The sequence below is a fragment of the Rothia sp. HMSC076D04 genome, assembly GCF_001814645.1.
GTDB classification, from domain to species: domain Bacteria; phylum Actinomycetota; class Actinomycetes; order Actinomycetales; family Micrococcaceae; genus Rothia; species Rothia mucilaginosa.
The window spans coordinates 1-19,505 of sequence record NZ_KV817372.1 but is presented as its reverse complement, the minus strand read 5'-3'; the positions used below and the strand labels follow the sequence as shown (position 1 = coordinate 19,505).

Below are 19,505 nucleotides of genomic sequence, written 5' to 3'. Positions count from 1 at the left end.
GTTCTCCAAAATAGATAAATCGTGAGCCCCGCTGGTGGACGGACTAGAAGTAATACCCGAAAGCCGGGGTGTGATGGGCTGGCTCTGTACAGTAGGCTTCGTGCGGAAAGGCTAGTCGCGAGATTCTGAGGTGAACGTGCGAAGCATCCACACGGGCGGATTCACCGCATCCGTTGAGGAAGACCCACCCTGAATCATCGAAGCTTCCGCCGTGGGGTAAAGAAGCCCCACCTGACCGCCCGCGGCGTAGGAAGACGAAAAATCCAACGGATACGCGACCGTGGAATCTTTAGCGTCCAGCCGGAGAGTTCCTAGAACCCGTCGAACCGCCTCGGGAGTGTATTCACGAACCTGGCTCGTGGCATACGCAAAAGCCAAGAGCGCGTTATGGGAGGGAGCATCCGCCCACGCTGCCGATTTCGAGAACGACTGTTCGCCTGACAAATCCTTAAGCGAAGAATCATTCTTCATACGCTCAACCGTTGAGACAAACGCCGAAGAAGCGCGACCGGCATCATCAGCACTCAACGCCGCAGCACGTGCCTGCACACGCCCCACAATGCGAATATTGTCAGTCAAGGAACCACCGTTCTCCAGAAGAAGACGTATAAAAGGCTCCGTCAAAGCTTCCTCACCCGCAATCACCGGAGAAGTAATACCCGCCCTCTGAAGAGAACGAAGCACCTTCGCCTGAGTCGACGCTGAACCCGTCAAAACCAGAACAGGAGAAGAGCCCGAAGACTTATCGCCCAGAAGGCGCGTCAGCTCCTTGAGAGTGTCTTTTATGCTGTCTTCATCAGCAGAAACCTGAACGCGATTCGTATAGGGAAGGTCCGGCGCAGAGCCCTCACCCGCATCCAACAGGATGGTGCGCACACCATCAAGCTGCTGCGAAGAACCCGTGCTGGATGCACCGGCAAGCGAACGAATAGCAGTCGTATAGACCTGCTTCTCCCGCTCAGGGTCCAGAGCAAAACTCCACACCCCATCGCCAGCATCTACCCGGTCATATGCCTCAATCACCGCAACATTGCGTTCCTTAGCGGCAGCCGTAGCACCCCGAAGATGCTCACCCCGAGAAGCAAGCACAATACCCAAAGCGCCCTCAGAAGAGAGCTTCTCTACCGCCTCACGGGCACCCTGCTCCGTTCCCTTATCGTTCGCATAAAGAACCTTCACAGAAGAATTACCCAAAGCCAGACGGTACTGCGCAACACGAGCACCCTGAGCATTCAGACGCCACGCAGACCCCTCAGCATCATCACCAAAAGTAGCAACAACACCAATAACAGGCTCACGACCAGAGGCAGGAAGAGAAATAGCCTGCTGAACCGTCACCGCAGAGGCAGGGTTCGTACCCGTACCAAGCGGCAAAGGCTGAGGAGTCACAGCGCGCACGCCATACCAGATCCCCACCACCGCAAGGCTAAACAGCACACACAGACTGACACACCACACCACGGTGCGCTGAGTGAGCCGCCTGCCCTCGCGGCGGTGAGGACCTGAATCAGAGCCCAAATGAGGGGAAAACCCCACGGCTAATCACCAATCTGGAAGGTGTACACCGTCTTCACCTCTGCACTGCCAGCATTCGACAGGTGGAAGGTCGGCAGCGAACGCAGACGCTGCAGGGATGCCTTGAACTGCGCCTGACGCTTCTGCAGAGCAGCGATGTCCTCAGAACGGAGGTTCGTGTAACCCTGAGCATTCTGCATCGCCAAAGCAAGCTGGTAATCAGCCGCACCAGCCTTCGCGCTATTGCTCTTGAGCGCGCCCAAGAGACCAGCACCCTCAGCGTTGCTATCGCCCAAATCGAGCATGAGCTTCGACAGGTCGTTATTCAGCTGAACGGATGCACCAGCCAAATCTCGGGTAGCGTTCTCAGCGCGGGTGCTCAGAGCAACCAGAGAACGCTCAGTCACCGAATCCAGAGACTGACGCAGGCCCTCAATACGATCATTCATATCCTTGTGCTGAACCTCGATAGACTCACCAGCCACCTGAACCACAGTATTCGCGGTATCAGTAATGCCAGCAACCGAAGCAGAGAACGCCTCCTTAGCAGCCGAAGCGCTAGAAGAACCATCGCTCGAAACCTTACGAATCTCCTCGCTAATCATGCTCGTCAGGCTCTCACGAGTCTCATCGGCAGACTCCTTGAACGCTTCCTTAATAGCGGTGGAGAGGTCAGCCTGCATGTTCGTCATATCCTCCAGGTTCTTACCCAAAGCGTTGACAGCATCCGAAGCTGAATGGATACGATCACGCAGAGAAACCTTAGCCTCCTCAGTAGGCTCTTCCTTCTTTTCCGCGTCCTGGTTCTGCGCGTTTGCGGCATCGTTCAGGGTCTTCTCAACCTCGCCCAGGGCACCATCTACCGCGTTCACAGCATCGTTAAGGTCCTTGGCGTCGCGAGCCAGACCCTCCTTGGGGTCATCCATCGAAGTAGCGGCAAGAACCTCATCCCACGCAGCTACCGCGGCAGCAATACGCTGCTCCATCGGAGTACGTGCGGCAGGGGTATTCGACGTGTAGGTACGCTCGTTCGCGTTCTCCACCGTAATGACGCGAGTATTACCTTCCGTAGCAGTAGGCTCGGCGGAAGGTGCCTCAGAGGACGGAGCGGCGGAAGGTACCTCAATCTTCTTCGACGGCTCTGCGGAAGGAGTTGCAGAAGCAGACTCAGACGGCGCAGGGCTAGGAGCCTCAGACGGCGCCTCAGAAGACGGGGAAGCAGACGGCGAAGCCGCGCCACCACAAGAAGAAGCCGTCAGGTATCCACGCAGATGCTCCACCTGCTCAGCAGACAGAGAACCGCCACGCTCAGTAGACAGAGCACAAAGCTGCTCCGCCAGTTCCTTATTCTGAGCGCTCATAGAACCAGAACCGTCCACCAGCTCCGCACGAGCAGAAGCCGCACGAGAATGAACGTTCTTGATGCTCTCAATCAGACGACTCGACGTTTCCTTCATCTGATTCACACTCTGACGAGCCGCACTAACCTTCTCACTCAAAGAACGCACAGCATCAGCATCAAGAGAAGACGGGTCCTTCTCCACCTGCTCAACAAGCTCATCCATCTGACGCTTCAATGCCGAATAGTTGTTGTTCGCACCCTTCAAATACTCCGGCTGCAGGTGATCCACAATCTTCTCACCAGTAGCAACCAGTGCAATCAGAGAGCTCTGCACCGTCACCGACGCACCGAACAGGGCGCAGGTCACCGAACCGTTAGAAGAACAAGTCTCAGCGGTCGGGTGTTCCGGGCCGACAATCTCACGAATCGAAGCCGTAAGATCCTGCTGGCAGTCCGAACTTGCCTCCGCATACGCATTCAGAACAGCAGACAGCTGAACCAAATTACCGTACACGCTACGGCTACTCGCACCCTCCTCACGATGCACAACACAACGACCGCCGCTATGCGAAACAGACACATTGGGGCGAGCCGTCGTATCACCCAGCATCGAGTGAAGAGCAGCAACAGTACGCTCCAACTGAGAAATCAGCTGAGAATTATTAGTACGCGAAGCCTCAGAAAGATCCTTCTGCAGGCTCTCAATATTCGCCTGCAGACCCTGCATAGTCTTCGTCAACGATTCATTCTGAGTCTTCAGATGCTCGGCAGTGTCCTTACCCAAGGTCGCAGACGTATCATCCAGGCTCTGACGCACCTGAGCAACCTGCGAACTAGCGCTAGTCAGCGTCGTATTAACCTCGTTGACCGTATCAATAGTGCGCTGCAGAAGCGCCACCTGAGACGCGTCCTGAGAGGTGAAACCGTTAGTAATGATTCCTGCACCAGACAAATCAGAAGCAAAACCAGGCTGCACCGAAATGTTGAAGGTAGGCGCACTAAAATCCTTCGCCTTGACCTTCAACACAAAAGAAGAGGAACTACCAGTCACCGGAGGTGCCGAAATAGCGCCCCACTGAACAACAGCCTTACCTTCATCATTGGTGCTCACCACACCATTCGTCGACGAATCAGCAGCATCAGGGGTCGTAATAACCTGAGTAGGAGAACCCGAGAGAACAGTAGAAGCAGCAATAGAGAACGGAGTACCAACCGGTGCGGGGCTAGTACGGCTAGTACCGGATGCATCATAGGTGACGTCCTCGGTCTTCACCGTCAGGTTCTCGACCGTAACCTTAATCGTGATTTCGCCGCTGTAGCCGTTCAAATCATTCAGGTTAGTGCCGCTACCGCGCTCAGTAGAATACTGCAGGCTCACACGCACAGGAAGGTCATTAACGACGTCCTTCGGCTTGAACTGCACATTGCTCGAGGAGCTCGTACGATCCTTGTCATTGACGTAAATGTTGGTCGACTCAATCGACGAAACCTCGCCGTCACGACCCATCTGAATATTCACGTTCTGCAGAACATTAGTAGCGTTCTCTACCTGGCGGGGACTCTGAGAAGTAACAGTACCCTTATCGGAAGGGGTGCTGTTATTGTTCGTGCCCGTGGAGCAGGAAGAGAAAATAAGTGCCGTCGTGACACCCAAAATCAAAGGGAAGCGGAGTAGACGCTGACGCGCTGTGGTGTGGTTGGTCATGATGATCTTTTCGTTGAGTTATATACCGTGCAGACACACAACAGCGACAAGTCTGAAACGCCACTGTATAGTGCCCACCTGAGTGGATAGGGTCAGGGGCAAAGCCGGAAAGAGAAAAAGCCCCGTACCACTTTATCAGTCCAATATGGGAAGGTTGATATTTTTTCCTCCTAGTCGGTGCCTCATCAGGATATTCAATTCAACCTTGAGGTGATAGTTAAAGGTATTTTTCATTTCGTTTCAACCTAGTGCACTTACCGAACTCTGTTTGACATAGAAAAACCCCGCGGCTGAGGTCATCTCTCAGCCCGCGGCGCTCCACAGTTTAGCTTGCTGCCGGTTCAGCCTCCGGGTCCTCCTCGTCTTCCTTCTCGGGGATAGCAACACCCACGGTCAGGTACCTCTTCGCCAGCAGGTACGAGGCGATCACCGGCACCACGTACACCAGCGACAATCCGCTACCGGACTGCACAACATCAGCAGCAAGACGGACCGCCGCCAAACATCCACCCAAACCCACCAGGGCTACGCAGAAGCCACGCAACACGCCATACCCGGCAGTGCCCTCCTCAAAGGTCGCCGCCCACAGCTTGAACAGGGCGCGGCGCACAAAAATCAGGAAAACCGGCACCAGGCACAGCACCACCGAAACACCCACAGGCTCATAACCGGCAGCAGCGAATGAAACCACCGGAATAACCAGGCAGAGGAGCACCATCAGGGCGCTCACACCCAGCACCACGGTGCGCACATACCGGTTGATGCGCTCCATACGGTGCAGGTTAGGGATCTCCTCGCTCGGCTGCGCGGCATTGTAGAAGAACAGCAGCAGAACCAGCGCGGACACCACCACATACCAGGGCGCGAAATTGATACCGTCCACCTGCGGGGTGAAAGCAACCGGCGGGACACCCACCAGGGAGAGAGCAGCAAGCAGAACAATCGCGGCAACGCAGAACGTGCCCACCGTCAGCAGAAAGTAATGGTACGCGCCGCCGTTCTTTGCATCCTGCACACTGTGCTCACGCGTGCCGTCAATCATCACGACGGAAAACAGCATTGTGGAGATGGATAGGATGCTCCACGCGTACTCGCCCGTCATGACGGGGACAAGCATGAGAAGAATAGATATGGAGAAAAGAATCCACAGGAGTACTCGCTGCAGTGTGGGTGAGGACGCGATGGCCTCTCCAATGAAGTCGATGATAAATTCGCCGATAAAGCTCACGGTGGGATCCTTTCTGCTGGGGTGGGGTTACTCTTTGATCTCTTCAAAGCGGAGGACGCTGAAGTCGAATTCATCGTTTCGGGTATCGAAGGACTTGTACGCCCTATACTTCTTGCCCGTCTCAAAGTTCTGGAGGTATTTGCGGATGGGGATACCATCAGGGGATTTGCTTGATTTGATGATTCCGCACTCCTCTGTTTCGAATTCGCCGGAGGTCCAGTAGGGGTCCTCATGTTCAACGATTTCGACGGAGGTGACAGTGCAGATAGCGGATTCGTTGCCCGGGTTGTAGCTGGTCATAAAATGTAAGGACGCAAGGAACCCTAGCATGACTGCCACGAATATGATGACGTCGCGTGCATCCCACGCAGCTTTTGCCTTTTTGCGAAGATACTCTTTGAAGTCGACTTTATTCTTCTTTTTCTTGGTGTATCTCTTTTTGTTGATCTTCTTTATAGTCCCAGTTTCGGTAATGTAATTCGCCTCTGGGTAACTATTTTTCTTCGAGGTGTTCCTTTTCTTTGAAACGTTCTTTTTCCTCGGGGAGTTCTTTTTCACTGCTCTTCATCTTCTTTCTGGGCTGCAGGCTGTTATTCTGTGATGTCTTCAAAGCGGGTCGTATCAAAATCTCGTTCTTTTTAAGAGATGAGTTTGCGACATGGAATAGGTATTTTTTACCAGGCTCGGCGGTCTCAACGTACTCGGGAATCTTGCGACCTTCCGGAGGTACGTACATCGTGAGAGTACCGCATTCTTCTGTCTCAAAAATACCTTTGGGTCTAATATCGTTCATACCGCTTACTGTGCCGCCGCGCTCTTTCGTATATGCCTTAGTTACGGTGCAGGTAGCGGTGATACCGTCACTATCATCACGTAAGTCTTTAGGGACAACAAAGAACACGTACCAAAGAATGATGAATGAAATAATGAGCGCTATTCTCTGGCGGCGCTTGTAATTAATTTCCATCGGTTTGCCTCTTGTAGATAGTTAGCTTTCCTTGCTAGGTTTCTAGGCTTTCGTTGCCTTTTTGCGTTTCGCTGCTTACTTCGGTTGTGCTCATGATATGTACGTCCTTGTGTGGTAGTGGTTGGTGAATCGTGCTCGCTACGGCGAGGTGGCGGGCACATCCTTAGCCTATCGCACGGTATCTGACCAGAAGGTTAACTGGGTGCAAGGCTCGGGTGAAGACTGAGCAACCATTCATCAGAGGGGTGGGATCCGTGCGTGACCACCCAATTTCCTCGGCTACCCTGAGAACAAACCCGCTGACTTCCGCACCGCTACCGGAAAACAGCAAATCACCGATAGATAGAAAGGCTGGTAAGCCATCATGGTCAACACCATCATGCTTATTTTCTGGGGCATATACGTAGCCGTTGTCGGATACAAAGTACTCCGAGCTGTCATCACCTACGAGATAAACCGGCACAAAGACAAGAAACTACTCGCTGAAGGTATCTACGTCGTTCGCCTGAACCGTTTTGAAGTCGCCTTCTGGTCAGTGGCAGCTCTCATGTTCCCGGTCCCTATGTTCATCATGCATATAGGGATGGACCTGGGCTTTCACTGGTTCGACATCGCAGCTTTCATCATCTCGCCCTTCTTCACGAGGGGTCTTCCTGGCATCCGCTACTGGTACGTTACGGTCTCCTTGGATGGTGTGGAACAGGTAGGCGACCCCTTCTACCCATTTACTGCAATCGACAGAGTGGTGTGCAAGGACAATTCGGATCGTGAGCGTGCAGCGTCCCTTCATTTCTACACAAAATCCGGTGATGAGATTGTGGCGCTCCAGCCCATCTACGGTAACTATCGCCTACCGGCTATTACTCGTTTCAGGATTGAGAAGAAACGCTGGCCGGACATGCACAACCCCTCAGATCGTGCCCTGGTGGATGAGTGGACTAACCGTGAGTCCATTGTTTATTACTACTTGAGGCTGCAGGAGGCCTCTGGTCTGGCAGATAGTAAGAAGTCGGCTAAGGAGAAATAGACTACGAATGCCGTATAGAAAGCCCTGGGTGGTGCGAGTTTTCAACTCGCACCACCCAGGGCTTTATTTTTAGCTCATGAGCTGGTTATTCTTTGATTTCTTCAAAGCGGGTTGTACTAAAATCTCGTTCCTTTTTTGTGGATGAATTTAATACGTGGAATAGGTATTTTTTACCCGGCTGAGCAGTTTTAACGTATGCGGGGATTTTCCAGCCTTCTGGAGCCTCGTACATTGACAAAGTGCCGCACTCTTCTGTTTCGAAGACGCCCACCGGGGCATTATCATTCAGCTCGCCTATCGTGCCGCCTCGAGGCCTGGTGTATGCCTTCGTTACGGTGCAAGTAGCAGTGATGCCATCACTGTCGTCACGCAATTCATATGGAAAGCGTACGAGGATATAAATGAGAATTGCTACGATACTTGTCATTATTATGATATTGCTTGGACGCCTTTCACCGAAGAATCCTTCGGAGAAGCCTTTTATGAAATCTTTTATGCAATCTATAATAAACATATTGGAAAACTCTCTTTAGAGGTATTTGGGTCGGGGTATAGATTGTGGGGTTGGATAAATCTATGTATAATCCGCCCCTTGGAATTACTATTCCTTAATCTCTTCAAAGCGGGTTGTATCAAAATCTCGTTCCTTTTTAAGAGATGAGTTTGCGACGTGGAACAGGTATTTTTTGCCAGGCTTGACGGTCTCAACGTACTCGGGAATCTTTCGACCTTCCGGCGGCACAATCATCGTGAGAGTGCCGCATTCTTCTGTCTCAAAAACACCTTTGGGCCTAGTATCATTCATGCCGCTTACTGTTCCGCCAATCTCTTTTGTATATGCCTTAGTTACGGTGCAGGTGGCGGTGATTCCGTCACTGTCATCACGTGAGTATTTAGGGAAAACGAAGAACATGTACCAAAGAATTATGAATGAAATAATGAGTGCCACTCTTTGGCGGCGTTTGTAATTAATTTCCATCGGTTTACCCCTTCTAGATAGTTAGCTTTCCTTGCTGGATTTCTAGGCTTTCTTTGCCTCACGCGCCTGCTGACGTTCCAACCTACGCGCCTCATTACGCGCAGCCCTACGGCGGCGACGCTGACGCTCACTCTTCGTCACACCCACCACATACTTCGTCTCACACAAGTCATAAAACTGGGCATAAATATCGCGCGAAGAACCATACATCCCGACCACGCTCATCACGTCCAGGCCGTCCTCCTCAGCCCAACGCCCGTGATCATCACGGTACAGCACCTGCGCCATGAGAATCGTCGCATCAAACTGATATGGGTCGAAGCTGCAAGTACGCTTGCCCATCTCGGTGCTGCCGATACGTAAGAACCCGTTCTTGCCGTTGTTCTCCACGTGGGCGAACGTAATCGAGGGGTAGGTGAAAGTGCGTTCCTTCCACCGCCAATTACGCCACCGCACGTGATCCTCACGCAGTTCGAGGTAGAAGGCGTAGCAGTGGTTCAGTGGGAGAGCGCCCAGTAACCCAAGCCCAAAGACACCTACAAAAAGTAGAACCCATTGATTGACAATCTCTCGGTCGCCGGAAGGACGTGGGTATCCCAGGCTCAGCCAAATAATAGGCCAGATGACGAACCCAAGGATCGTGGCGCTCCAAGAGAAGAGAAATCCAAAAAGGGGTCTTTTCTGTCTCTTATTCAGGGTGGGTTTGCCGAGCTTAATACGGATACCCGGTACTAGGGCGACGATAAGTCCTGCGAGGGCTCCGTCTTCTGTTGCGCTCATGGTGTGTACATCCTTGTGCGGTGGCGGTTGGTGAATCGTGCTCGCTACGGCGAGGTGGCGGGCACATCCTTAGCCTATCGCACCGTATCTGACCAGAAGGTTAACTCGACGCGATGCTCCGGTGAAAACTGGGCAACCACTCCGCGGATAACGCGAATTCCTGCTTACCCACCCGATTTCGTTAGCTACTCTGAGAACGAACCCGCACCCTCCGCATCGTTGCCGGAAGGCTGCTGGTCACCGATAGATAGAAAGGCTGGTGAGCGACCATGGTCAACACCATCATGATTTTCATATGGGGCGCACTCGACTCCATACTGATTTACAAGGTTCTCCGCATCGTCGTCACGTACGAACTCAACCGACGCCGCGAAAAGAAACTACGCGCCGAAGCCGTATACGTCATCCGAACAAACCGCTTCGAAATCGTTCTATACGCCCTAGTAATTCTTCTGTTTGCGGTAGGAGCTTCCGTCATTCACCTAGGGGAAGACGTAGGATTCCACTTCGCATTCGACTTTATTGGCCTCGGCATGATCGGCTTTTTCATGTTCTTCTTCTGGAACGCCGCCGGTACCTACACTAAAATCTCGCCCGAAGGAATCGAAAGGGGAGAGCCGTGCAACGATACGGTGTTCTTCCCGCTCAACGCGATTGACACGGTCTCATACGACAACAACACCGACCGTGAACACGCAGACTCCCTCCACTTCTACACAAAATCCGGCAAACTAGTCGCAGAATTCTGCCCCGTCTTCGGCAGCTACCCTCTCCTCGCAATGACCCGATTCAGGATTGAAAACGACCGCTGGCCAGACATTGGCAACTCCGACGACGTCGCCCAGATTAATGCCTGGGCGAACCGCCGATCTACCCTCCGGTACTTCCGCTACGGCAAGATTTCCGGCCTCGCCGAAGTAGACATGTAGCCCGCAATTTAGGCTGTTTTCAGCCCGTATTTAGTGCGTGCCCGGCGTGTTTCTCAACCAATATTTCCGCAATTTTCCCGCCGGAAAAACGTTGACTAGCCCGCATGGTCTAACCCTCAACTAGAAGGTGCACTCCGCACGCAAAAACATTAACGTTGAGGCTTACAATAAGAAATGGTCAATGCACAGCCGCACGCCGTGCACGCACCATGTCACTTCACAGAAACACCGACCCCGAAAGGCACATCATGGCCACCAAGAAGCCCTCACGCCTCACCCGCCGCGCAGCACTCGCCGCAGCAGGCGCAGGCGCAGCAACCGCCCTCGGCGCACTGCTCACCCCCGCGCAGGCAACCACCTACCGCCCCACCGTGCGCCGCACCCCCTACAACGGCTACTACTCGCACCGTTACGGCCGCCGCGGCCGCATCGTCATCAGTGACTACTACGGTAGCTCCTACAGCAACTACTACTATTACGGCGGCTAAAAATACCAAGCCCAATAAACATATACTGGAAGACGGCACTACACTCACGTAGTGCCGTCTTCCCGTTAGATGCCGCAGGCATCACCCGCACCACGGTGCGGAAAACACACCACAGATAGAGAGAAAAATGAAGAACGTAACCCGCCGATCCGCCCTCGGCCTGTTTGTCGCTGCCGGTGGCGCAACCCTCCTGGCTGCATGCGGTTCGCAGTCTCAGGCATCCAGCGGCTCTGCATCCGAGAGTGCATCCAGCAATGCATCCGGTAGCGCATCTGCTTCCGCGTCGGCATCCAAGAGTGTTCGTAGCGACTACTCCGGTGTTGCAGTCCTGGAGGGCTACACCTCCAAGCCTTCCGACTACCAGCCCGCAACCCGCACCGAGCCGTCCAAGAACGCCCCCGTGCCGACCAAGCCCGCCGTCGCCAACGAGAACAGCGTGGAAGGTCTGTACCAGTCCATCGCGTTCTTCGGCGCAGCCATGGAATACTACATGCGTACCGGTAAGACCGAGCCCCTGCGTGAATGCGCACTCGACAAGTCTGAGCTGAAGAGTATGATTGAGCCGGAAAGGGGCACCCTTGGTGAGAAGCTGGTCAAGGGTGAAGCCTGGATGCACGATGCATCCGTTGTCATCACTATGCTTTCCGCGCAGCCCGAACGTGAGGGTGACACCTACAACTGGGATATTCGCATGACCATGGATCCCGGCGAGTTCATTGCAAGCAAGGACCGTGTGCAGGAAGCTCCCTCTGAATCGGATCGTAAGGACGAGGTCGAGCGCACCCTGCACGGCGTGTACGAGAACGGCGCATGGAAGCTGACCGGTATGCGTGCTTCTTCTTCGTCCTCGTCTTCCGCTTCCTAAAAGCTTCAGTCTAGAAGCGCGTAGCTTCTACACCTAAAAGGCGCCCGCCCCGTGGAATAAACCCACGAGACGGGCACCTTTCTTATATGTGCAATAAAGCATATACCCTTATCGGGATGCTACCAGATGCGCACGCGCTCTTCGGGAGCCAGATACAGTGCATCGCCCTCAGAGACATCAAACGCCTCATAGAACTCATCAATATTGCGCACCACGCCGTTTACACGGAACTCATCCGGCGAATGCGGATCCACCGAAATCATCACCTCAGCATGCTGCGGGCGGGACTTCGTGCACCAGCCGCGAGCATTCGAGAAGAAGAAACGCTGAATACCGGTCATACCGTCAATCACCGGTGCGTCATCCAGCGACTCAATGCCCTGCTTCTTCAAAGCCAGACGGTACGCCTTCAACGCAATCGACATGCCAGCCAGGTCGCCAATGTTCTCGCCCAGAGTCAGCTCACCGTTTACATGGAACTTCGGGTCCAGACCCACCGGAACGTACGCGTTGTACTGCTCCACCAGTGCTGCGGTACGCTCCTTGAACTTCGCGTAATCCTCCTCAGTCCACCAGCTCTCCAGCTTGCCGTCACCGTCATAGCGGGAACCCTGATCGTCAAAACCGTGACCAATCTCGTGGCCAATAATCATGCCGATATTGCCGTAGTTCGCCGCATCGTCAGCATCCGGATTGAAGTACGGCGGCTGCAGAATCGCTGCCGGGAACACAATCTCATTCGCCGGCGGCATGTAGTACGCGTTCACGGTCTGCGGAGTCATCAGCCACTCCGACTTATCCACCGGCTGACCCTTACGGGCAATCAGCCAGTCAGCATCAAACGCACCGGTACGGCGCAGGTTCTCGAACAGGTCACCAGGAACGAGCTCCAGTGCGGAGAAATCACGCCACTTATCGGGGTAACCGATCTTGGTGACGAACTTCGACAGCTTCTCCAGCGCCTTCTGACGGGTTGCCTCAGTCATCCAGTCCAGCGACTCAATAGACTCGCGGTACGCCTCCAGGAGGTTGCCGACCAGAACCAGCATCTTCTCCTTGTGCGAAGGCGGGAAGTGCACAGCCACGTACTCCTGGCCAATCTCCTCACCCAGAGCCTTCTCGACAGCGCCCACGCCGCGCTTCCAGCGCTCACGAATCTGCTGAGTGCCGGAAAGGGTCTTGCCGTAGAAGTTGAAGCTCTCCTGAACCAGCTCGTCGTACATGAACGGCGCACGCGAACGCAGAACAGTCCACACAGCCCACAGCTTCCAGCTCATCAGCGGGATGGAGGTGAACAGCTTTGCCGCACCCTCAAAGAAGGACGGCTGAGCCACAATAACCTGACCCAGGGTCTCCGGGTCGGCGCCGAGCGCCAGCAGCCACTGCGAGAACGGGAAGCCGGGGAACTTCTCGTCCAGCTCGGTCGCCTGGTAGGGGTTGTAGGTCGCCTCGGCGTCACGGTTCTCCACGACGTTCCAGTGCAGGCGAGCCAGCTCAGACTCGTGAGTGAACACTAGCTGAGCCGCCTGCTCCGGAGTCAGACCGAAGCCCTCAGCCAGACCGGTCAGCTGGAACATGCGGGCAATATGCTCAACATACGCCGCGCATGCAGCCTCGTGCTTCTCTTCACGGTAGTAGGATTCATCCGGCAGGCCCAGACCCGACTGGTACAGGAAGAACGTGTAATTCTTCGGGTCCTTCGGGTCGTTGCTGGTGTACCAGGCGAACAGCTGCGGCAGACCCGCACGAGACAGCAGTGCCAAGGTCACAGCCAGGTGGGAGGGGGTTGCCGAGTTCAGAATCGGGGTGATTTCCTTCAGTAGCGGCTCCAGGCCGTCCGCCTCAATCTTCTCAACATCCATGAAGGAGTTGTACAGTGCGCCAATACGGGACTCCGGCTGCTCCTTCGCGATCTTCTCCACCAGCTCACGCACGTGCTTCTCTGCGTTATCGCGGAGGGTGTACAGGCCGCCGTCCTTGGGGCGGTCCGCCGGGATTTCGTGGGTTGCCAGCCACTTGCCGTTGACGTGGCGGAAGAAATCGTCGCCCGGCTTGACGGTTTCATCCACCCATTCTTTAGTAATTCCAGAGTTAGTAGTCATGGTTCCATTCTATGTTCTTACACCCCCAAGCCACAGGATGCCCGGCGCGGCACCAGATGGTGGCTCACCGGTACAGACGCTTCTCAGGGGCATTTTGCCGCTCCTCAGCGGGCTACGCGGGTGGCAGAGAAAGCGGTAGCCCCTCCAGGATGCAGAAAACCCGCCCGCACGGTGCAGAAGAAAAACCGTACGGGCGGGTCGGTTATCTATCCCCAAAAGCTCGGCATACAGTCGGTACGCATACCGGCACGAAGCCGAACAGCCGCCACCTGCCGCAGGTTACCGCGAGCAAACCATCATCCGGTCAACCCGCAGCAGGCAGCGGAACCAATAGGCGCCTCCTAGAGGGATGCGCGAATCGCCTTGGTGGCGTCCACCAGGTGACGCAGAGACTGCTTGGTCTCCTCGTAATCACGAGTCTTCAGACCACAGTCAGGGTTCACCCACAGGTCAGCAATGGTGCCGTAACCAATCGCAGCCTTCAGCAGGGACTCAATCTCATCCTGAGAAGGAACACGCGGGGAGTGGATGTCCCACACGCCCGGGCCCAGACCGGAAACGAAGCTCTCCGGAATATCAGCCAGCAGCTCCATGTGCGAACGAGCCGCCTCAATGCTGGTCACGTCAGCGTTCAGAGCGTTAATCGAGTCGATAATCTCGTTGAACTCCGAGTAGCACAGGTGGGTGTGAATCTGAGTGGAATCCTTCACCGCGCTGGTTGCCAGGCGGAAGGAATTCACCGACCAGTCCAGGTACTGCGGCTGCTCGTCGCGGCGCAGGGGCAGCAGCTCGCGCAGAGCCGGCTCGTCCACCTGAATGATGCGGATGCCCGCCTGCTCCAGGTCGGCAATCTCGTCGGCAAGAGCCAGAGCCACCTGGTTAGCGGTCTCGCGGCGGGGCTGGTCGTCACGCACGAAGGACCACGCCAGAATCGTCACCGGGCCGGTGAGCATGCCCTTGACCGGCTTATCGCTCAGCGACTGTGCGTGGGAGCTCCACGGAACGGTGAACGCCTCACCGCGCAGGCCCTCACCGTGACGCTTCACGTCACCGAACAGGATCGAGGGGCGGGTGCAACGCGAACCGTAGGACTGAACCCAGCCGTGGCGGGTGGTTGCGAAACCGTCGAAGTTCTCGGCGAAGTACTGAACCATGTCGTTACGCTCAGCCTCACCGTGAACCAGCACGTCCAGGCCCAGCTCCTCCTGCAGCGCGATAACCGAAGCAATCTCGTCACGCAGGAAGCCGTTCAGCTCCTCAGCGGAAATCTTGCCCGCACGAGCCTCCGCACGGCGGCGGCGAATCTCAGCGGTCTGCGGGAAAGAACCAATGGTGGTGGTCGGCAGCTTCGGCAGGTTCAGGTCAGCCTGAGCCTCGCGGCGAACGTCAATAGTCGGGCGGTCAAAGTCCTCGGGAGTCACAGCTGCGGCGCGGGCACGAATCTCGTCGTTGTGCTTGCGCGGGTCAGCGGCGAAGCGAGCCAGCGCCTCATCGGCAGCCTTCAGCTCCGGCTCAACAGCAGCCTCACCCTCAGCCAGGCCACGAGCCAGCAGAGCAATCTCAGCGACCTTCTGGTCAGCGAACGCCAGGCCGTCCACGGGAACCTCGGCGGGGTCCTCCAGAGCCAGGTCGTGCGGCACGTGCTGCAGGGAGGTCGAAGAAGCCACCGACACGGCACCCTCGGATGCGCCGGGCAGCGCCTCCAGAGTCTTCAGGGCGGCGCGAACATCGGCACGCCACACGTTACGGCCGTTCACAACACCGGCAACCAGGTGCACACCAGCGGCAGAAACAGACTCCAGCTCAGTCTTCGAGTACACGCCGTGCACCAGGTCAAGATGCAGAGCCTCAATACCGGTACCCAGCAGCGCCGGCAGGTTCTCACGCAGAGAACCGTAGGGGCTGGTCACCAGAATCTGCGGGCGCTTCTCGCCGGCAGCCAGGGCACGGTAGGTGCGCTCAGCCAGCTGCGCAATCTTCGCGTTGTCGGCACGGTCCACGGTCAGGCCCGGCTCGTCCAGCTGAACCCACTCAACACCGCGCTCAGCCAGCTGCTCCAGCACCTGAGCGTACGCGGCAACGAACTCATCCAGACGGTCAACGGGGGAGAAGTCCTCAGCGGAACCCTGCTCAGCCTTAGCGCCCAGCAGCAGGGTCAGCGGGCCAACAATCTGCGGGCGAACCTTCACGCCAGCCTGCTTTGCTACCTCGAGCTGCTCGTCAATAGCCTCAAGGTTCAGCTTAATCTCGGTACCGGCACCAATCTCGGGTACCAGGTAGTGGTAGTTGGTGTCGAACCACTTGGTCATCTCCAGAGGAGGCAGGGTCTCGGTACCGCGCGCCAGTGCGAAGTAGCCGGGCAGATCCAGCAGGCCGCGTGCATCCTTAGCCTCAGCCAGACGCTCGGGAACCAGGGTGAACAGGCGAACCACGTCAAGCACCTGGTCGTAGTAGGAGAAGGTTGCCGGAATCGAGTAGTTATCAGCCTTCAGACCGGCGGCGGTCACGCGCTCGAAGTAGGTGCGCTGCACGTCAGCGGCGGTGTCCTGCAGCTCCTGCAGGGTTGCCTTGCCCTTCCAGAAAGCCTCCTGAGCCTTCTTCAGCTCGCGGAAGCGGCCCACGCGGGGGTAGCCAACAATGGTGGCGGCGGGGAATGCGGTGTTCGACATAATAATTTTTTCCTTTACTGGGGATAGAACTGGGAGAATCAGCGGGCCCTGCCGGCCCCGTCGATGGGGCCGAGATCCGCGGGACGCTCCCGGGGTACTTTGGGGGAAACTTGGGTGGCGCATCCGCGCCGGGTGGAGCAGGTCGCGTTTAGGCGAATTCCAGCTCGCTCAGGGGCTGGGAGAAACGGTTGCTGTATCGGGGCAGGTCCAGCTGGTCCAGAACGTCCAGCACCGCGGCATGCTCGTTGAAGGTGAAGAAGTGCAAGCCCGGTGCGCCCGCATCCATCACGGTGCGGCACTGGTTCAGCGCGTAGTCCACGCCGATGCGGTGCAGCTCTGCGCTGCTGGTTGCCGTCTCCAGGGCGTACGCGAGGTCCGCCGGAACCGACATGCCCGCCATCTGGCAGAGGTTCCGCAGGCGCTTCAGGGAGGTCACCGGCATGATGCCCGGAATAATCGGAATATCCACACCCGCCAGGCGAGCCGAATCGACCAGGGCACTGTAGCGCTCATCCTCGAAGAACACCTGGGTGATAGCGAAATCCGCGCCGGCGCGCTGCTTCGACAGCAGAATCTCAATATCCTGCAGCAGGGATGCGGACTCCGGGTGCTTCTGCGGGTACGCCGCCACACCGATGGACACCTTGCCAGCCGCCAGGTGGGCGAAATCTTCACGCTCAACACGGCGAATCAGCTCCACCAGGTAGCGGGCGAAAGGAAGTTCAGAAACCTGACCCTCCTGCACGTCACCGCGTAGCGCCAGGAAGCCGCGCACGCCCAGACCCAGAATCAGACGGACTGCACGCTCCAGCTCGTGCACCGAGTGGCCCGCACAAATCAGGTGAGCCAGCGGGGTGAGGGAGGTTTCATGCACCAGGTGGTCGAGCAGCGCCAGCGTCTTCTGACGGCGCTTCGCGTCACCGGAGTAGGTGACCGAAACGTAGTCGGGGTTGGTACCCTCAAGCTCCGCAATGGTGCGAATCAGCGACTCACAGCTCGCGTGTGAGCGCGGAGGGAACAGCTCAAAAGAAAGAGCCGGGTGAACTGTCGTCATAACCATCCTTCGTGTTCACCCGATAGATACGCACCGGGAGGGTGCGCGAATTCTTCTGCAGGATGCGCGCCACCGGTTTACGGGTGCGCATCATCAAGGGGTGCCGAAGGGTATTCTTCTCTATCGGTTCTGGCGGGAGCACCTTGTCCGTACCCTGCACCGTGACGGTGGGGGATACTGGCGAGGTTGCTGCGACGTCGACGAGCCAGATCTCTCGGTCGCTCTTGATAGATAACGCTTTCACTTTACCCACCGCTTCCGAGGGCATGCAAGGGATACGGCGGTTGATGTCCTAATATTTCTGGACATGACATTGGGGCGAAATATGAACTTAATATGACTGACTATGACGAAGGGCGGCTGGGGGGTGTTGCGGGTAGGGCTGTCGGCTGACCCATGGATGTCCGGAACTATCGCAGATACATCTGCTTAATATTCTTGGACACGCGCGAATATGTGTGTTTTATATTTCAGTGAGGAGTAGGGTAACTAATGAGGCACGGGTAGTGTTTCGATGTCCGCTCATCGAGGAGTTGTAGGGCTCAAAGATGAGTTCAGTATGACTTTGTGAGCGTGGTGAGAATGAAAAAGCTATTTTCTTCTATACTCTGGTCCTTCCGCCTAGCATGGAAAACCTGTCCCACAACCCTGGTGAGCGTCGCCCTATCGCTAGCCGTCATCGCCTGCATTCCCTTGAGTCAGTCTCTGCTGATTGGTAATACAGTGTCAGCCTTGAGCGGTTCGAATGGTGGCGCGGCCTGGATTTATATTGTTGCGCTTGCCCTTGTTGTTGGAATTAATATTATTGCCCAACGTTGGGTAATAAGTAACATGCTGATCCTCAAATCAAAGGTGAATTATCGGGTTCACTGCATGTTAAATAACAGGTTATCTACATTTCCATTATCTGATATAGGTAGCACAAAATCGCAGGAAGATATACGTGCTGCTAGAGAGGCAATATCGAAACAGGAATTGCAGGTTCACACCATGTCAGTTATGACATTGGTGAGTGCCTTCGCAATGGTGTTACTTCTCTGTCTTAATATCGCGAACGTCAGCATTGTGGCAGCAATTTTTGCGGCACTGTGTTCATTGCCCTTAGCCATTGCAATGGTGATTCTCGCTAAACGTGATTACGCTATCTACACCCTAATGTACGAGGATTATCGGGCAGAGAACTACTATCTAGACAATCTGATGGCTCAGAGTCGAGCCCAAGAACTTCACCTCATGAGAGCCTCCCGATTTTTCTCGCAACGCGTAGCGTCCTGGCGACGCCGGGCAGCCGGTAGGGAATTGAGCCTTGAAAGTGTTAGAGGAATCATCTCCGTAGTTGCAGGGCTACTCTGCTCTGTCTTACTTTTTGCGTCCCTGTACTTCCTTGTGGATTCAGGAGCCGATATATCGTATGTGGCCGGATCGCTGATTGGAATCATTGCCTGTGTTAACGCGACCCAAGAGGTGGGATATTCATTCGGCCAGATTATTAATGGAGCATTATCTGTTCAGCAATTCCGAAGGGTATGCGACTCTGATACTTACGACCATGCTTCTGAGATAAAAACTTCTAACCCTAACCGTGAAAATATTTCAAAAATTATATGCAAAGATGTATCCGTTCAGTATGAGGGCGCGTCGTCTTTTGCGCTTAAAGATATTAATCTTGAGCTGATGAATAATCAAATGATTGCAGTAGTTGGTGCCTCGGGCGCGGGAAAAACAACGCTAATAAATGCAATTCTTGGAATTACACCAATTGCCCAGGGGAGCATAACGTATAAGGGTGCTTCTTCTGAGAGTAAATACAACATGTTGGCAAATGTTGGTTTGGTGAGTCAAGACTACGGACGCT

General features: G+C 55.3%; 16 protein-coding genes and 1 riboswitch. Of the genes, 5 read left to right on the top strand and 11 right to left on the bottom strand.

What is annotated here, in order from left to right; genetic code table 11:
• Nucleotides 1-111 precede the first annotated feature (111 nt).
• The 5 genes from HMPREF2980_RS07840 to HMPREF2980_RS07820 all read right to left on the bottom strand — a co-directional run bounded on the left by HMPREF2980_RS07840 (nt 112) and on the right by HMPREF2980_RS07820 (nt 6,757).
• Nucleotides 112-1,389 (bottom strand): type 1 periplasmic-binding domain-containing protein, encoded by a 1,278-nt coding sequence (locus tag HMPREF2980_RS07840; protein ID WP_246823706.1) that lies wholly within the window; start codon nt 1,387-1,389, stop codon nt 112-114.
• Nucleotides 1,390-1,538: 149 nt separating this feature from the next.
• Nucleotides 1,539-4,562: a chitinase gene (locus HMPREF2980_RS07835; protein WP_070691283.1), complete on the bottom strand. Its 3,024-nt coding sequence runs from the start codon at nt 4,560-4,562 to the stop codon at nt 1,539-1,541.
• A 325-nt stretch (nt 4,563-4,887) separates the two neighbouring features.
• Nucleotides 4,888-5,790 carry a hypothetical protein gene (locus HMPREF2980_RS07830; protein WP_070691280.1) on the bottom strand — a complete coding sequence of 301 codons (903 nt, stop codon included), beginning with the start codon at nt 5,788-5,790 and terminating at the stop codon, nt 4,888-4,890.
• Between the two features lie 27 nt (nt 5,791-5,817).
• Nucleotides 5,818-6,348, bottom strand: a complete 531-nt coding sequence (locus tag HMPREF2980_RS07825) for a hypothetical protein (protein ID WP_070691278.1) — start codon at nt 6,346-6,348, stop codon at nt 5,818-5,820.
• Complete coding sequence (locus HMPREF2980_RS07820) at nt 6,284-6,757, bottom strand: hypothetical protein (protein ID WP_070691275.1); 474 nt, start codon at nt 6,755-6,757, stop codon at nt 6,284-6,286. The genes HMPREF2980_RS07825 and HMPREF2980_RS07820 overlap by 65 nt, the downstream gene beginning before the upstream one ends.
• Before the next feature lie 364 nt (nt 6,758-7,121).
• Here HMPREF2980_RS07820 and HMPREF2980_RS07815 point away from each other — a divergent pair, with 364 nt between their 5' ends.
• Nucleotides 7,122-7,784 carry a hypothetical protein gene (locus HMPREF2980_RS07815; protein WP_070691273.1) on the top strand — a complete coding sequence of 221 codons (663 nt, stop codon included), beginning with the start codon at nt 7,122-7,124 and terminating at the stop codon, nt 7,782-7,784.
• Between the two features lie 85 nt (nt 7,785-7,869).
• On the opposite strand, the gene HMPREF2980_RS07810 is transcribed toward HMPREF2980_RS07815, so the two are convergent.
• From HMPREF2980_RS07810 to HMPREF2980_RS07800, 3 genes are all read right to left on the bottom strand, one after another.
• A complete protein-coding gene (locus tag HMPREF2980_RS07810) occupies nt 7,870-8,298 on the bottom strand; it encodes a hypothetical protein (protein ID WP_060824059.1) in 429 nt (142 codons plus the stop codon).
• 87 nt (nt 8,299-8,385) lie between these two features.
• Nucleotides 8,386-8,763 (bottom strand): hypothetical protein, encoded by a 378-nt coding sequence (locus HMPREF2980_RS07805; RefSeq protein ID WP_060824058.1) that lies wholly within the window; start codon nt 8,761-8,763, stop codon nt 8,386-8,388.
• Nucleotides 8,764-8,805: 42 nt separating this feature from the next.
• A complete protein-coding gene (locus HMPREF2980_RS07800; RefSeq protein WP_070691270.1) occupies nt 8,806-9,543 on the bottom strand; it encodes an ECF transporter S component in 738 nt (245 codons plus the stop codon).
• A gap of 269 nt (nt 9,544-9,812) precedes the next feature.
• Between HMPREF2980_RS07800 and HMPREF2980_RS07795 the strand changes: the two genes are divergently transcribed.
• The 3 genes from HMPREF2980_RS07795 (at nt 9,813) to HMPREF2980_RS07785 (ending at nt 11,825) form a co-directional block, all read left to right on the top strand.
• Nucleotides 9,813-10,472 (top strand): ATP pyrophosphatase, encoded by a 660-nt coding sequence (locus tag HMPREF2980_RS07795; RefSeq protein ID WP_070688797.1) that lies wholly within the window; start codon nt 9,813-9,815, stop codon nt 10,470-10,472.
• A 248-nt stretch (nt 10,473-10,720) separates the two neighbouring features.
• On the top strand, nt 10,721-10,960 hold the full coding sequence (locus HMPREF2980_RS07790; protein WP_044150870.1) for a hypothetical protein: 240 nt from the start codon (nt 10,721-10,723) through the stop codon (nt 10,958-10,960).
• 127 nt (nt 10,961-11,087) lie between these two features.
• A complete protein-coding gene (locus HMPREF2980_RS07785; protein ID WP_070691265.1) occupies nt 11,088-11,825 on the top strand; it encodes a DUF6318 family protein in 738 nt (245 codons plus the stop codon).
• A gap of 119 nt (nt 11,826-11,944) precedes the next feature.
• On the opposite strand, the gene HMPREF2980_RS07780 is transcribed toward HMPREF2980_RS07785, so the two are convergent.
• From HMPREF2980_RS07780 to HMPREF2980_RS07770, 3 genes are all read right to left on the bottom strand, one after another.
• Nucleotides 11,945-13,927: a M13 family metallopeptidase gene (locus HMPREF2980_RS07780; RefSeq protein WP_070691262.1), complete on the bottom strand. Its 1,983-nt coding sequence runs from the start codon at nt 13,925-13,927 to the stop codon at nt 11,945-11,947.
• A 341-nt stretch (nt 13,928-14,268) separates the two neighbouring features.
• Nucleotides 14,269-16,596: a 5-methyltetrahydropteroyltriglutamate--homocysteine S-methyltransferase gene (gene metE, locus HMPREF2980_RS07775; RefSeq protein ID WP_070691260.1), complete on the bottom strand. Its 2,328-nt coding sequence runs from the start codon at nt 16,594-16,596 to the stop codon at nt 14,269-14,271.
• Between the two features lie 148 nt (nt 16,597-16,744).
• Entirely contained in the window at nt 16,745-17,650 is a 906-nt protein-coding gene (locus tag HMPREF2980_RS07770) for a methylenetetrahydrofolate reductase (protein WP_049358418.1), read from the bottom strand.
• A 117-nt stretch (nt 17,651-17,767) separates the two neighbouring features.
• A riboswitch (SAM riboswitch) is annotated at nt 17,768-17,884 on the bottom strand.
• Between the two features lie 348 nt (nt 17,885-18,232).
• Here HMPREF2980_RS07770 and HMPREF2980_RS07765 point away from each other — a divergent pair.
• Nucleotides 18,233-19,505: ATP-binding cassette domain-containing protein (locus tag HMPREF2980_RS07765; protein ID WP_070691258.1), on the top strand; the 1,273-nt coding region annotated here is incomplete at its 3' end.